The 13,663-nt window shown below is 71.0% G+C and carries 15 protein-coding genes and 1 tRNA gene; 13 read left to right on the top strand and 3 right to left on the bottom strand.

Annotation, left to right across the window (positions count from 1 at the left end):
- Window positions 1-72: 72 nt before the first annotated feature.
- From OIE69_RS17850 to OIE69_RS17835, 4 genes are all read left to right on the top strand, one after another.
- Window positions 73-525: a MaoC family dehydratase N-terminal domain-containing protein gene (locus OIE69_RS17850; protein ID WP_018558845.1), complete on the top strand. Its 453-nt coding sequence runs from the start codon at window positions 73-75 to the stop codon at window positions 523-525.
- Between the two features lie 3 nt (window positions 526-528).
- Window positions 529-963, top strand: coding sequence for a MaoC family dehydratase (locus OIE69_RS17845; RefSeq protein ID WP_326572884.1), 435 nt, complete (start codon window positions 529-531; stop codon window positions 961-963).
- Between the two features lie 77 nt (window positions 964-1,040).
- Window positions 1,041-1,604, top strand: coding sequence for a TetR/AcrR family transcriptional regulator (locus OIE69_RS17840; RefSeq protein ID WP_326572883.1), 564 nt, complete (start codon window positions 1,041-1,043; stop codon window positions 1,602-1,604).
- A 78-nt stretch (window positions 1,605-1,682) separates the two neighbouring features.
- Window positions 1,683-3,125 (top strand): DHA2 family efflux MFS transporter permease subunit, encoded by a 1,443-nt coding sequence (locus OIE69_RS17835; RefSeq protein WP_326572882.1) that lies wholly within the window; start codon window positions 1,683-1,685, stop codon window positions 3,123-3,125.
- Between the two features lie 110 nt (window positions 3,126-3,235).
- Here OIE69_RS17835 and OIE69_RS17830 read toward each other — a convergent pair whose 3' ends face one another.
- The gene (locus OIE69_RS17830) at window positions 3,236-3,727 is read right to left on the bottom strand and encodes a winged helix-turn-helix transcriptional regulator (protein ID WP_326572881.1); all 492 of its coding nucleotides are present in this window, start codon (window positions 3,725-3,727) and stop codon (window positions 3,236-3,238) included.
- 119 nt (window positions 3,728-3,846) lie between these two features.
- Here OIE69_RS17830 and OIE69_RS17825 point away from each other — a divergent pair, with 119 nt between their 5' ends.
- Together OIE69_RS17825 and OIE69_RS17820 are read left to right on the top strand one after the other, a co-directional pair.
- Window positions 3,847-5,016 (top strand): thiolase family protein, encoded by a 1,170-nt coding sequence (locus OIE69_RS17825; protein ID WP_326572880.1) that lies wholly within the window; start codon window positions 3,847-3,849, stop codon window positions 5,014-5,016.
- Window positions 5,017-5,075: 59 nt separating this feature from the next.
- A complete protein-coding gene (locus OIE69_RS17820; RefSeq protein WP_326572879.1) occupies window positions 5,076-6,131 on the top strand; it encodes a UDP-N-acetylmuramate dehydrogenase in 1,056 nt (351 codons plus the stop codon).
- 36 nt (window positions 6,132-6,167) lie between these two features.
- On the opposite strand, the gene OIE69_RS17815 is transcribed toward OIE69_RS17820, so the two are convergent.
- On the bottom strand, window positions 6,168-7,181 hold the full coding sequence (locus OIE69_RS17815) for an adenosine deaminase (protein WP_326572878.1): 1,014 nt from the start codon (window positions 7,179-7,181) through the stop codon (window positions 6,168-6,170).
- A gap of 135 nt (window positions 7,182-7,316) precedes the next feature.
- Window positions 7,317-8,534 (bottom strand): pyridoxal phosphate-dependent aminotransferase, encoded by a 1,218-nt coding sequence (locus OIE69_RS17810; RefSeq protein ID WP_326572877.1) that lies wholly within the window; start codon window positions 8,532-8,534, stop codon window positions 7,317-7,319.
- Window positions 8,535-8,748: 214 nt separating this feature from the next.
- Here OIE69_RS17810 and OIE69_RS17805 point away from each other — a divergent pair.
- The 7 genes from OIE69_RS17805 (at window position 8,749) to rplJ (ending at window position 13,653) form a co-directional block, all read left to right on the top strand.
- Window positions 8,749-8,821: transfer RNA gene (locus tag OIE69_RS17805), tRNA-Trp, on the top strand.
- 63 nt (window positions 8,822-8,884) lie between these two features.
- The gene (secE, locus tag OIE69_RS17800) at window positions 8,885-9,184 is read left to right on the top strand and encodes a preprotein translocase subunit SecE (protein WP_326572876.1); all 300 of its coding nucleotides are present in this window, start codon (window positions 8,885-8,887) and stop codon (window positions 9,182-9,184) included.
- Between the two features lie 69 nt (window positions 9,185-9,253).
- Entirely contained in the window at window positions 9,254-10,090 is an 837-nt protein-coding gene (gene nusG / locus OIE69_RS17795; RefSeq protein ID WP_326572875.1) for a transcription termination/antitermination protein NusG, read from the top strand.
- A 381-nt stretch (window positions 10,091-10,471) separates the two neighbouring features.
- A complete protein-coding gene (gene rplK, locus OIE69_RS17790; protein WP_018558856.1) occupies window positions 10,472-10,906 on the top strand; it encodes a 50S ribosomal protein L11 in 435 nt (144 codons plus the stop codon).
- Between the two features lie 74 nt (window positions 10,907-10,980).
- Entirely contained in the window at window positions 10,981-11,706 is a 726-nt protein-coding gene (gene rplA, locus OIE69_RS17785; RefSeq protein ID WP_326572874.1) for a 50S ribosomal protein L1, read from the top strand.
- Between the two features lie 170 nt (window positions 11,707-11,876).
- Window positions 11,877-12,827 (top strand): hypothetical protein, encoded by a 951-nt coding sequence (locus OIE69_RS17780; protein WP_326581224.1) that lies wholly within the window; start codon window positions 11,877-11,879, stop codon window positions 12,825-12,827.
- Window positions 12,828-13,098: 271 nt separating this feature from the next.
- Window positions 13,099-13,653: a 50S ribosomal protein L10 gene (gene rplJ, locus OIE69_RS17775; RefSeq protein WP_089226434.1), complete on the top strand. Its 555-nt coding sequence runs from the start codon at window positions 13,099-13,101 to the stop codon at window positions 13,651-13,653.
- Window positions 13,654-13,663: the final 10 nt, after the last annotated feature.

The following is a 13,663-nucleotide window of genomic DNA, read 5'->3' as shown; positions in this document are numbered from 1 at the left end:
CCTGCCAACGGGGGCGGCCTCTTGGCGTTGGCGGACCCGCCGACGCGTACATCACAGCTCCAGGAGGTGCCGATGGCGCTGGACCAGTCCTTCGTGGGGCGGACGTATCCGCCCACCGCTCCGTACGAGGTGGGCCGGGAGAAGATCCGCGAGTTCGCCGAGGCCGTCGGTGACCCGAACCCGGTCTACACCGACCCCGACGCGGCCAAGGCCCTGGGCCACCAGGACGTGATCGCGCCGCCGACCTTCCCGTTCGTGATCACATACAAGGCCTCGGGGCAGGTCGTCCTCGACCCGGAGCTGGGACTGGACTACGGCCGGGTGGTGCACGGCGACCAGAAGTTCAGCTACACCCGCCCCGTGCGGGCCGGTGACCGCCTGTCGGTGACGGTCACCATCGAGGCCATCAAGTCGCTCGCGGGCAACGACGTCATCGACGTCCGCGGCGAGGTCCACGACGAGAGCGGCGAGCACGTGGTGACGGCGCTGATGAAACTGGTGGCGCGCGCGCCGGAGGGTGAGTGACCGATGACGGCGAAGATCTCCTACGACGAGGTCGAGGTCGGCACCGAACTGCCGACGCGGTCCTTCCCCGTGAACCGCGCCACACTCGTGCAGTACGCCGGCGCCTCCGGTGACTTCAACCCGATCCACTGGAACGAGAAGTTCGCCAGGGAGGTCGGCCTGCCGGACGTCATCGCGCACGGCATGTTCACCATGGCCTCGGCGGTCCGCGTGGTGACGGACTGGGCCGGCGACCCGGGTGCGGTCGTGGAATACGGCGTCCGCTTCACCAAGCCGGTCGTGGTGCCGAACGACGGCACGGGTGCGCTGATCGAGGTCAGCGCCAAGGTCGCGGCCAAGCTGGACGACGACGAGCGCACGGTCCGGGTGGACGTGACGGCCGTCAGCGCCGGGCAGAAGGTGCTGGGCATGTCCCGCGCGGTGGTCCGGCTCGCGTAGCCGCGAGGAGAGGGCGGCGGGCGTGCCCGCCGCCTTCCTCTTGCCCCAGCTTGTTATTGACTGATAACTTACTTCGCATGGCAGGCGACGGGATGCGGATGAGTGCGGACGAGCGCCGCGAGGCGGCGGTCCGCGCGGCGATGGCGGAGTTCGGCACGGGTGGCTACAACGGCACCTCGACCGGCGTCATCGCCAAACGCATGGGTGTGTCGCAGCCCTACCTCTTCCGGCTCTTCCCGAACAAGAAGGCGCTGTTCCTGGCCGCCGCGGCGCGGTGCGTCGAGACGATCGAGGCGCACTTCGAGAAGGCGGCCGAGGGGCTGGAGGGGGAGGAGGCGTTCGAGGCGATGTGCGGCTCGTACCAGGAGCTCGTCGGGGGCGGCGACGTCCTGCGGATGCAGCTCCAGATGTACGTGGCCGCCGTCGACGACGAGGAGATCCGCGAGGCCTGCCGGCGCGGCTGGCTGGGCCTGTGGGACTACGTCAGGGCGCGCACGGGGGCGGCCGACGGCGACATGGCGCAGTTCTTCGGCACGGGGATGCTCGTGAACGTGCTGGTGGCGCTCGGTGTCCCGCAGGACGAGCGCGGCTGGTCGGGGATCGTGGACCTCTACGCCGACCGCTTCCCGGGTAAGGGCTGACGGGTGGTGCCGGCCCTTCCGGGGCCGACCCATGGCCATGAAAGTTATTGATCAATTACTAATCAGCTGGGGGAGTTCATGGCACAGCAACCGACGGAGGCCAGGCGCGGCAGCGTCGTCTGGGCACTCGTCATCACCAGCGTCGCCGGGTTCATGGCGGCGCTCGACAACCTGGTCGTCACCACGGCGCTGCCCTCCATCCGCGCGGACCTCGGCGGCGCCCTGGAGGACCTGGAGTGGACGGTGAGCGCCTACACGCTCACCTTCGCCGTCCTCCTGATGTTCGGCGCCGCCCTGGGCGACCGCTTCGGCCGCCGGCGCATGTTCCTCGTGGGGCTCGGCGTCTTCTCCGCGGCCTCCGCCGCCGCCGCGCTCGCCCCCGGCATGAGCGAACTCATCGCCGCCCGCGCCGTCCAGGGTGTCGGCGCCGCGATCCTCATGCCGCTCACCCTCACCCTGCTCTCGGCCACCGTCCCGCCCGAGCGGCGCGGCATGGTGTTCGGCATCTGGGGCGCCGTCAACGGCCTCGCGGTCGCCGCCGGACCGCTCATCGGCGGCTCGCTCACCGAGCACATCTCGTGGCAGTGGATCTTCTGGCTGAACGTCCCGATCGGCCTGCTCCTCCTGCCCCTCGCCCGGCTGCGGCTCGCCGAGAGCCACGGCCCCGACCCCCGGCTCGACGTGACCGGCACCGTGCTCGCCAGCGCGGGTCTGTTCGGCATCGTCTACGCCCTCGTCCGCGGCAACGCCGACGGCTGGGCCAGCGGCCCGGTCCTGGGCGGCCTCATCGGCGGCGGTGTGCTGCTGGCCGCCTTCGTCCTGCACGGCATCCGCGCCCGCAACCCGATCCTGCCGATGCGGCTCTTCCGCAGCCGCGCCTTCGCCGCCGTCAACGCGGCCAGCCTGCTGATGTTCCTCGGGATGTTCGGCTCGATCTTCCTGCTCAGCCAGTTCCTCCAGGGCGTCGCGGGCTACTCCCCGACGGAGGCGGGGCTGCGCATGCTGCCCTGGACCGGCATGCCGATGCTCGTCGCGCCCATCGCCGGCTTCCTCTCCGACCGCATCGGCGGCCGCCCGGTCGTGGCCGCCGGGCTCGCCCTGCAGGCGGTGGGGCTCGGCTGGTTCGCGCTGATCGTGGAGCCGGGCATGTCGTACGCGTCGCAGGTGCCGGCGCTGGTCGTGAGCGGCATCGGGATGGCGATGTACTTCGCGCCGAGCGCCAACATCGTCATGGGCAGCGTCCGGCCGGAGGAGCAGGGCATCGCCTCGGGCGCCAACAACGCCCTCCGCGAGGTCGGCGGGGCCCTCGGCGTCGCCACCCTCGCGGCGGTCTTCTCCGCCCAGGGCGGCTACGAGTCCGCGACGCGGTTCGTCGGCGGCCTCACCCCGGCGCTCTGGGTGGGCGCGGCCGCCGTCGCGGTCGGCGCGCTCGCGGCGCTCCTCGTCCCGGGCCGCCGTGCCGCGAAGGCCCCCGAGACGAACCCGGTCCCGTCCAAGCCCCTGGTCGACGCGGCGCCCTGACGGCGCCTCACGCGAGGCGGGTGCGCCGACGTGGCGCACCCGCCTCGCGTCATGCTCCATCCGCCCCGTCCCCCCGGGGCGGGCTCGCTCCCCGCATGACGCGCCCCCGCTCAGCCGGGCGGCGCTGCCTCCGTCCGCCCCTCGGGAGTCCATCCCTCGCTCCGGATGTCGAGCGCGAGGTCGCGGTCGTGGACCTCGTCTCCGCACGTGCGGCAGTACTCGACGGCGTCCACCGGGTGGTCCCCCCGGTGCCGCAGCACCACCGGCGGCTCCTCCACCGCCCACTTGTCGCCCCACGCCACCAGCGCCCGGATGACCGGCGCGAGATCGCGCCCCGCCTCCGTCAGGTGGTACTCGTACCGCGGCGGCCGCTCGCTGTAAGCGCGTCGTTCGACGATGCCGGCCTCCTCCAGGGCGCGCAGCCGCGCGGTGAGGCGGTCGCGGGGAGCGCCGGTGTTGCGGGCGAGGGCGTCGAAACGCCGGTTTCCGTAGAGGATCTCGCGGACCGCGAGCAGCGCCCACTTCTCACCGACGACGTGCAGGGCCGCGGCGGCGGAGCAGGGACGCCCCGGCAGTGGGGGCGCAGGTGTGGTCGGGCTCACCGGCCCAGTCTCACACAGCGGGTTGTGATTCCAAACCCACTCGCCCTACGCTCGTCTTCGCGTCATGGTTTGAAAATCAAACTAACCCAGTCCCCACTCCCGCAGAAGGCGAGAACGTCATGCGCGACGCCGTCATCGTCGAAGCCGTCCGCACCCCCATCGGCAAGGGCAAGCCGGGAGGTGCGCTCGCCGGTACGCACCCGGTGGAGCTGCTCGCCCACACCCTCAAGGAGCTCGTCGGCCGCAGCGGGATCGACCCGGCGCTCGTCGACGACGTCATCGGCGGCACCGTCGACCAGGTCGGCGAGCAGGCCATGAACACCACCCGCTGGGCCTGGCTGTCGGCGGGCTTCCCGGACTCCGTCCCGGCCACCACGGTCGACCGGCAGTGCGGCTCCTCCCAGCAGGCCGTGCACTTCGCCGCGCAGGGCGTCGTCGCCGGCGCGTACGACGTCGTCGTGGCCTGCGGTGTGGAGTCGATGAGCCGGGTCCCCATGTGGTCCAACGTGCCACCCGGCGCGGACCCGTTCGGCCCGGGCGTCGCCGCGCGCTTCCCCGGCGGACTCGTCCCGCAGGGCATCAGCGCGGAGCTGATCGCCGCCAAGTGGTCGCTGAGCCGCGAGGCGATGGACGCCTTCGCCGCCGAGTCGCACGGCAGGGCCGCCGCCGCCTGGTCGGCCGGCGCCTTCGACGCCGAGGTCGCGCCGCTGGCCGGGCTCACCACGGACGAGTCCGTCCGTCCCACGACCACACCCGAGATCCTCGCCGGGCTGCGCCCGGCCTTCGCCGACCCCGGCTACGCCGAGCGCTTCCCGCAGATCGAGTGGTCGGTCACGGCCGGCAACAGCAGCCCGGTCAACGACGGGGCCTCCGCCGTGCTGATCACCAGTGGCGAGACCGCCGAGCGCCTGGGCCTGCGCCCGCTCGCCCGGCTGCACAGCTTCGCCGTCACCGGCTCCGACCCCCTGCTGATGCTGTCCGGCGTCATCCCGGCCACCGAACGCGTGCTGCGCCGCGCCGGGCTGGACCTGGCGGACGTCGACCTCTTCGAGGTCAACGAGGCCTTCGCGAGCGTCGTCCTCGCCTGGCTCCAGGAGACCGGCGCCGATCCCGCCAAGGTCAACGTCAACGGCGGCGCCATCGCGCTGGGGCACCCGCTCGGCGCCAGCGGCACCCGGCTGATGACCACCCTCGTCCACGCCATGCGGGCCCGGGGCGCGCGCTACGCGCTGCAGACGATGTGCGAGGCGGGCGGACTGGCCAACGCGACGGTCCTCGAGGCGCTCTGATCGGTCACGGGACGGGCGGCATCCCTGGCCGGGCCGCCCGCCCCCGTACCCTGAATGCCGTGCACGTACTCAACGACGCCCCGCTCGCGCCCCTGACCACCTTCCGCCTCGGCGGTCCCGCCACCCGCCTGGTGACGGCGACCACGGACGCCGAGGTCGTCGAGGCCGTCCGGGAGGCGGACGCCGCCGGGACCCCGCTGCTGATCATCGGCGGCGGCAGCAACCTGGTGATCGGCGACGAGGGCTTTGCCGGAACCGCGCTGCGCATCGCCACCGGCGGCTTCGAGCTGAACGGCACCGAGCTGGAGCTCGCGGCGGGCGAGGTGTGGACGGACGCCGTCGCCCGCACCGTGGAGGCGGGCCTGGCGGGCGTCGAGTGCCTGGCCGGCATCCCGGGCTCCGCCGGGGCCACGCCCATCCAGAACGTGGGCGCGTACGGCCAGGAGGTCGCCGGCACGATCACCGAGGTGATCGCGTACGACCGGACCACCGGCGGGACGGTCGTCCTGCCCAAAGCCGCGTGCGCCTTCTCCTACCGGCACAGCCGCTTCAAGGCGGACCCCGCGCGCTACGTCGTGCTGCGGGTGCGCTTCGCCCTGGAGGACGCCGACGGCATGTCCGGCCCCCTGAAGTACGCCGAGGTGGCCCGCGCCCTCGGCGTCGGTACGGGCGACCGGGTGCCCCTGGCCACCGTCCGCGAGACGGTGCTGAAGCTGCGCTCGGGCAAGGGCATGGTGTCGGACCCCGAGGACCACGACACCTGGTCGGCGGGCTCCTTCTTCACCAACCCGATCCTCACCGAGGCCGGATACGCGGACTTCCTGACCCGCGTCCACGACCGGCTCGGCCCGGACACCGCGCCCCCCGCCTACCCCGCGGGCGACGGCCGCATCAAGACCTCCGCCGCCTGGCTGATCGACAAGGCGGGCTTCACCAAGGGTTACGGCACCGGCCCCGCGCGGATCTCCACCAAGCACACCCTGGCCCTGACCAACCGGGGCGGGGCGACGACCGCCGACCTGCTCGCGCTCGCCCGCGAGGTCGTCGACGGCGTCCACGCGGCCTTCGGGATCACTTTGGTCAACGAGCCGGTGACGGTCGGCGTCAGCCTCTGAGCCGCCGGCGGTCGCCCACGCCCGTCCCGGCCGGGATCAGTCGCCGAGCCAGTCGTCGATCCCCGCCAGGAGCTTGTTCCGCACGCCCTCCGGCGCCGCCGAACCGCGTACCGACTGGCGGGCCAGCTCGGCCAGCTCCTCGTCGGTGAAGCCGTGCGCCCGCCGGGCCAGCTCGTACTGCGCGGCGAGCCGCGAGCCGAACAGCAGCGGGTCGTCGGCGCCCAGCGCCATCGGCACCCCGGCGTCGAAGAGGGTGCGCAGCGGCACCTGCTCGGGCCGGTCGTAGACGCCGAGGGCGACGTTGGACGACGGGCACACCTCGCAGGTGACGCCGCGCTCCGCGAGCCGCGCCATCAGCCGCGGGTCCTCGGCCGCCCGTACGCCGTGCCCGACCCGGCTCGCGTGGAGGTCGTCCAGGCAGTCCCGGACGCTTCCCGCACCCGCCAGTTCGCCGCCGTGCGGAGCCGCCAGCAGCCCGCCCTCCCGGGCGATGGCGAAGGCGCGGTCGAAGTCCCGGGCCAGCCCCCGGCGCTCGTCGTTGGAGAGCCCGAAGCCGACCACCCCGTGGTCGGTGTAGCGCACCGCGAGGCGGGCCAGCGTACGGGCGTCCAGCGGGTGCTTGGTGCGGTTGGCCGCGACGAGGACGGCCATGCCCACGCCCGTGTCCCGGGAGGCGGTCTCCACCGCTTCCAGGATGATCTCCATCGCCGGGATCAGCCCACCCAGGCGCGGTGCGTACGAGGTGGGGTCGACCTGTATCTCCAGCCACCCCGAGCCGTCGCGGGCGTCCTCCTCGGCGGCCTCGTGCACCAGACGCCGGATGTCGTCGGGGGAGCGGAGCACGGAACGCGCGATGTCGTACAGGCGCTGGAAGCGGAACCAGCCGCGCTCGTCGGTCGCTCGCAGACTGGGCGGCTCGCCCGAGGTCAGCGCCTCGGGGAGGTGCACCCCGTACTTGTCGGCGAGCTCCAGCAGGGTCGCGGGCCGCATCGAGCCGGTGAAGTGCAGGTGGAGGTGCGCCTTGGGGAGGAGGGATACATCGCGTGCCATCCACAGATCCTGCCGCACCGGTGGGGGGTGCCGGTACCGCTTTCGGCCGCTTTCCCCGAACGAGGGCTTGCCCGCACACACACGCGGGCCCCCTGACCGGCCGGTCAGGGGGCCCGCGGGGCGGTCCGAACAGGCTCAGGCCTTGGCCTCGCCCAGCAGCTTCTGGATCCGGGAGACGCCTTCGACGAGGTCCTCGTCACCGAGCGCGTACGACAGACGCAGGTAGCCGGGGGTTCCGAAGGCCTCGCCCGGGACCACGGCGACCTCGGCCTCCTCCAGGATCAGCTCGGCCAGCTCCACGGAGCTCTGCGGCCGCTTGCCGCGGATCTCCTTGCCGAGCAGCGCCTTGACCGACGGGTACGCGTAGAACGCGCCCTCCGGCTCGGGGCAGACGACACCGGGGATCTCGTTGAGCATCCGCACGATGGTCTGGCGGCGGCGGTCGAAGGCCTTGCGCATCTCGGCCACGGCCACCAGGTCGCCGGAGACGGCCGCCAGGGCGGCGACCTGCGCTACGTTGCTCACGTTCGAGGTGGCGTGCGACTGCAGGTTGGTGGCGGCCTTCACGACGTCCTTGGGGCCGATGATCCACCCCACGCGCCAGCCGGTCATGGCGTAGGTCTTGGCCACGCCGTTGACGACGACGCACTTGTCGCGCAGCTCGGGGAAGAGCGCCGGCAGCGAGACCGCGGCGGCGCCGCCGTAGACCAGGTGCTCGTAGATCTCGTCGGTCAGCACCCACAGGCCGTGCTCGACGGCCCAGCGGCCGATCGCCTCGGTCTCGGCCTCGGTGTAGACCGCGCCGGTGGGGTTGGACGGCGACACGAAGAGCACGACCTTGGTCTTCTCCGTGCGGGCGGCCTCCAGTTGCTCGACGGAGACCCGGTAGCCGGTGGTCTCGTCGGCCACCACGTCCACCGGGACACCGCCGGCCAGCCGGATCGACTCGGGGTAGGTCGTCCAGTACGGCGCCGGGACGATGACCTCGTCACCCGGGTCGAGGATCGCGGCGAAGGCCTCGTAGATGGCCTGCTTGCCACCGTTGGTGACCAGGATCTGGGAGGCGTCGACCTCGTAGCCCGAGTCGCGCAGCGTCTTGGCGGCGATCGCCGCCTTCAGCTCCGGCAGACCGCCGGCCGGCGTGTAGCGGTGGAACTTCGGATTGCGGCACGCCTCCACGGCCGCCTCGACGATGTAGTCGGGGGTCGGGAAGTCGGGCTCGCCGGCTCCGAAGCCGATGACCGGTCGCCCGGCGGCCTTGAGGGCCTTGGCCTTCGCGTCCACGGCGAGCGTCGCGGACTCGGAGATCGACCCGATGCGGGCCGACACGCGTCGTTCAGTTGCAGCGGTCATGCCTGCATCGTCGCAGACCCGGCGGCACCGGAGCACACGAGTTCACGTTCCGGGCGGAACCGAGCGGAACCTCGCCGAACCGCGCCCGGACACGCTCCGCATTCGACGCCCGGCCCGCGAACACGTACACTCATCCGTCGATGGCCCCCGCAAGCTGATCTTGGCTGCACACATCGTGCAGCCGCTCGGATGCGGTACGTTGGGGGGCACTCAAAGGGTCGTAGCTCAATTGGTAGAGCACTGGTCTCCAAAACCAGCGGTTGGGGGTTCGAGTCCCTCCGGCCCTGCTACAAGCAGGCAGACGCTTTGAGGATTGTTTCGGCAAACGAACCGGATTCAGGTGAGGACGAGTGACGGAAGCCCTGGGCTCCACCGCGACGCCTGAAAGTGGTCGTCCCGACAGTGAATCCGCGGACGCCGGTTCGAAGAAGCCCCGCCGCGGCGGCAAGCGCGGCAAGAAGGGCCCCCTCGCGCGCCTCGCGCTCTTCTACCGCCAGATCGTCGCGGAGCTCCGCAAGGTCGTCTGGCCCACGCGCAACGATCTGGTCACCTACACCAGCGTGGTGATTGTCTTCGTTGTGGTCATCATCGCGCTCGTTACCGTGATTGACTGGGGATTCAACAAGGGCGTCTCGTACGTCTTCGGGTGATTCCTCCCGCGGAGGGCGCCCGCGGCGCCGGACCGCCTGTTCCACATCGTGAAGGAAGAAGCAGCGACCGTGTCTGACCCGAACCTGTACGACGCCGACGAGACCGTCGAGGGCGACGACACCGCGCTCGACATCGTCGAGGCAGCCGACGGCGACATCGACCAGGCGGAGGCTGCAGACGAGGCCGCCGGCGAGCCCGCCGAGCAGGCTGCCGTCCAGGTCGTCGACGAGGACGAGACGGACGAGGCTGACGAGGCCACGAGTGAGGAAGCCGCGGAGGAGCAGGCCCCGGTCGACCCGGTCGCCGCGTTCCGCGAGGAGCTGCGCGTGCTCCCCGGCGAGTGGTACGTCATCCACACCTACGCCGGCTACGAGAACCGCGTGAAGTCCAACCTGGAGCAGCGCGCCGTCTCGCTGAACGTCGAGGACTACATCTACCAGGCCGAAGTGCCCCAGGAAGAGGTCGTCCAGATCAAGAACGGCGACCGCCGCACCGTCCGCCAGAACAAGCTGCCCGGCTACGTGCTGGTGCGCATGGACCTGACGAACGAGTCCTGGGGCGTCGTCCGCAACACCCCCGGCGTCACCGGCTTCGTCGGCAACGCCTACGACCCGTACCCGCTGACGCTGGACGAGGTCACCAAGATGCTGGCCCCGGAGGTCGAGGAGCTGGCCGCCGCCGCCGAGGGCGGCGAGGGCGGCGCCGTGCCGAAGCGCAAGGTCGAGGTCCAGGTGCTGGACTTCGAGGTGGGCGACTCGGTCACCGTCACCGACGGCCCGTTCGCGACGCTGCAGGCCACGATCAACGAGATCAACCCGGACTCGAAGAAGGTCAAGGGCCTCGTGGAGATCTTCGGCCGCGAGACGCCGGTCGAGCTCAGCTTCGACCAGATCCAGAAGAACTAGCGGACCCCGAACACCGGAAGAGCCCCCGCCCGCGGTTTCCCGCCGGGCGGGGGCTCTTCCGCGTGCGGCGACGGTCGGCGGTGCCGCCGGCCCCGTGCCCGGCGGGAAGCCCATGACGCGGTCCTCGCCGGACACGGCGGCCGTTGAGGCGTCCTTTGCCCGCCCGCCCCGGGCGGGCCTGCCAGATCGTCTGCGGAGCGCGTGCGCAGGCCGCGGCCTGCCGCGGAAGCGCGCATCGGCGGGGTCGGCCGAGGGCGGGAGGCGCCGCCCGAGAGCCTCTCTGACCTGCCCGGTTTCAGAGCTCGGCACGATACCCGCTATCGTGGTGCGGTATGCCTGCTCGCAGGCAGGAAAACTCTCACTAGGACCCGGAGAGAGCACATGCCTCCCAAGAAGAAGAAGGTCACGGGGCTTATCAAGCTCCAGATCAACGCCGGCGCGGCCAACCCGGCCCCGCCGGTGGGCCCGGCGCTGGGTCAGCACGGCGTCAACATCATGGAGTTCTGCAAGGCCTACAACGCGGCCACCGAGTCGCAGCGTGGCTGGGTGATCCCGGTGGAGATCACGGTCTACGAGGACCGTTCCTTCACCTTCATCACCAAGACCCCGCCGGCCTCCCGCATGATCCTCAAGGCTGCGGGCGTGGAGAAGGGCTCCGGCGAGCCGCACAAGACCAAGGTCGCGAAGCTTACGCGCAACCAGGTCCGCGAGATCGCCACGACCAAGCTGCCCGACCTCAACGCGAACGACCTGGACGCCGCGGAGAAGATCATCGCCGGCACCGCTCGTTCCATGGGCATCACGGTCGAGGGCTGACCACACCACCGGCAGTTCCGTGGTAGGGCCTGCTCGGCCCGCACCACGACTCCTCAAGACACACAGGAGCAGTAGTGAGCAAGCGCAGCAAGTCTCTCCGCGCTGCGGACGCCAAGATCGACCGGGAGCGTATGTACGCGCCCCTCGAGGCCGTCCGTCTCGCCAAGGACACCTCCACCAGCAAGTTCGACGGCACCGTCGAGGTGGCCTTCCGTCTGGGCGTCGACCCGCGCAAGGCCGACCAGATGGTCCGTGGCACCGTGAACCTTCCGCACGGCACCGGTAAGACCGCCCGGGTCCTGGTCTTCGCGACCGGTGACCGTGCCGAGGCCGCGCGTGCCGCGGGCGCCGACATCGTCGGTGCCGACGAGCTGATCGACGAGGTCGCGAAGGGCCGTCTGGACTTCGACGCCGTCGTCGCCACCCCGGACCTCATGGGCAAGGTCGGCCGCCTCGGCCGCGTCCTCGGCCCCCGTGGTCTGATGCCGAACCCGAAGACCGGCACCGTCACCCCCGACGTGGCCAAGGCCGTCACGGAGATCAAGGGCGGCAAGATCGAGTTCCGCGTCGACAAGCACTCGAACCTGCACTTCATCATCGGCAAGACCTCGTTCGGTGAGCAGCAGCTGGTCGAGAACTACGGCGCCGCCCTGGACGAGATCCTTCGTCTGAAGCCGTCCGCCGCCAAGGGCCGCTACATCAAGAAGGCCGCCATCAGCACCACGATCGGCCCCGGCATCCCGGTCGACCCGAACCGCACCCGCAACCTCCTCGTCGAGGAGGACCCGGCCGCCGTCTGACCGGGTCGGGCCCCCGCGGCTCGTGTGATGTGAACCGGCCCCGCACCTCCTCCGGGAGGCGCGGGGCCGGTTTTATTGCGTACGGCCCTGTCAGTGGCGTGCGTTACGGTGGCCCAGGTTTCACGGGGGACTCACAGCACACGAACAGCATGGGGTGGGAAAGCATGAGCATGTCCGGATGGAAGCGTGCGGGCGTCTGTCTGGCGGCGGTGGCCGTCGTCGCCGGTGCCGCGGGCTGCGACGACGGTGACGGGGGCGGGAAGAAGCGGAAGAAGGCCGACGGCTCGCCGGTCTCCCGGGTGCTGTCGCAGAGCGAGATCGCCAAGGCCATCAAGGCCGCCTTCACGACGACCTCCGAGGCGAAGTCCGCCAAGGTCCGCATGACCATCACCGCGCCCGCCGGGGCACAGGGCGGCGGCACCACGCAGATCTCCGGTGTGCAGGGCTGGGACCCCGCGGTCATGGACGTCACCGTCACGGGCTCCGCGCTCACCGGGGGCGCCCCGGACGGCCCCTCCCAGGTGCGCATGAAGATGCTGGACAACGTCATGTACATGGACATGGGCGCGAGCATGGCCGCCGAGACGGACGGCAAGCGCTGGATGAAGATGGACTTCGCGGCGGCGGCCAAGGCGAGCGGCGACGCGGAGATGCAGAAGCGGATGACCGCCGGCCTGGAGAACATGAACCAGGACCCGGCCGAGCAGCTCGCCCTGCTGCTCCAGTCGCCGAACCTCAAGCACGTCGGCGCGGAGAAGGTCGGCGGCGCGCAGACCGAGCACTACAAGGGCACGCTCTCCTTCGCGGAGATGATCGCCACCAACAAGGCCGCCGACCTGGTCTCCGAGAAGGACCGCAAGACCGCGATCGCCAACGCCGAGAAGGCCGGCATCAAGGGGTACGACACCGAGATCTGGGTCAACGAGGACCACTTCCCGGTCCGGATGGCGATCGGAATGAGGATGCCCGAGGGCACGGTCCGGGTCGCCGCGACCTACTCCGACTTCGGGACCGCCGCCACCGTCGAGGCACCGCCGGCGAAGGACACCTTCGACCTCTTCAAGATGATCAAGAACATGAAGCCGTCCGACCTGTCCGGAGGCACCGGCTCCACGGGCTGACCTGCCCCGATAGCGGATTTGCCTGGCGAGGATCCGTTCACGTATTCTTCTGGGGAAGCCAAAGACCGCTGGTTGTTGGCGCGCCCGTGAGGGCGCGGCAGCCGAAGGATCCGCTGATGCGGACGGCCCGCGCAGGTGACAGTGGATGTACTCCCGGAATCGCTTTAGCGGTCCCGGTCGAGTCACGCCCCGTGCGCCTGCGCCGGGGCGTTTGTTTTTGCCCGGCCCCTTCCCGCGCGGTCCGAATCACCCGGAAGGAGGCCGAGGCTCTATGGCGAGGCCCGACAAGGCCGGTTCGGTCGCGGAGCTGACGGACAAGTTCCGCAGCTCCAACGCCGCCGTGCTGACCGAGTACCGCGGTCTCACCGTGGCGCAGCTCAAGACGCTGCGCCGTTCGCTCGGTGAGAACGCCCAGTACGCCGTGGTGAAGAACACGCTGACCAAGATCGCGGCCAACGAGGCCGGGATCACCGCTCTGGACGACCTGTTCGCGGGTCCGACGGCGGTCGCCTTCGTCACCGGTGACCCGGTGGAGTCGGCGAAGGGTCTCCGTGACTTCGCCAAGGAGAACCCGAACCTCATCATCAAGGGCGGTGTGCTTGACGGCAAGCCGCTGTCCGCCGATGAGATCAAGAAGCTCGCGGACCTCGAGTCCCGCGAGGTGCTGCTCGCCAAGCTGGCGGGTGCCATGAAGGCCAAGCAGGGCCAGGCCGCTGCTGTCTTCCAGGCCCTGCCGTCGAAGCTCGTTCGCACCGTGGAAGCGCTGCGCGCGAAGGCCGAGCAGGGCGGTGCCGGTACGCCGGCTCCCGCCGAGGACGCGGAGTAACCACTCCCGT

Source organism: Actinacidiphila glaucinigra (assembly GCF_035918135.1).
In the GTDB taxonomy this organism is placed as follows: domain Bacteria; phylum Actinomycetota; class Actinomycetes; order Streptomycetales; family Streptomycetaceae; genus Actinacidiphila; species Actinacidiphila glaucinigra.
This window is presented reverse-complemented; position numbering and strand designations above follow the sequence as displayed.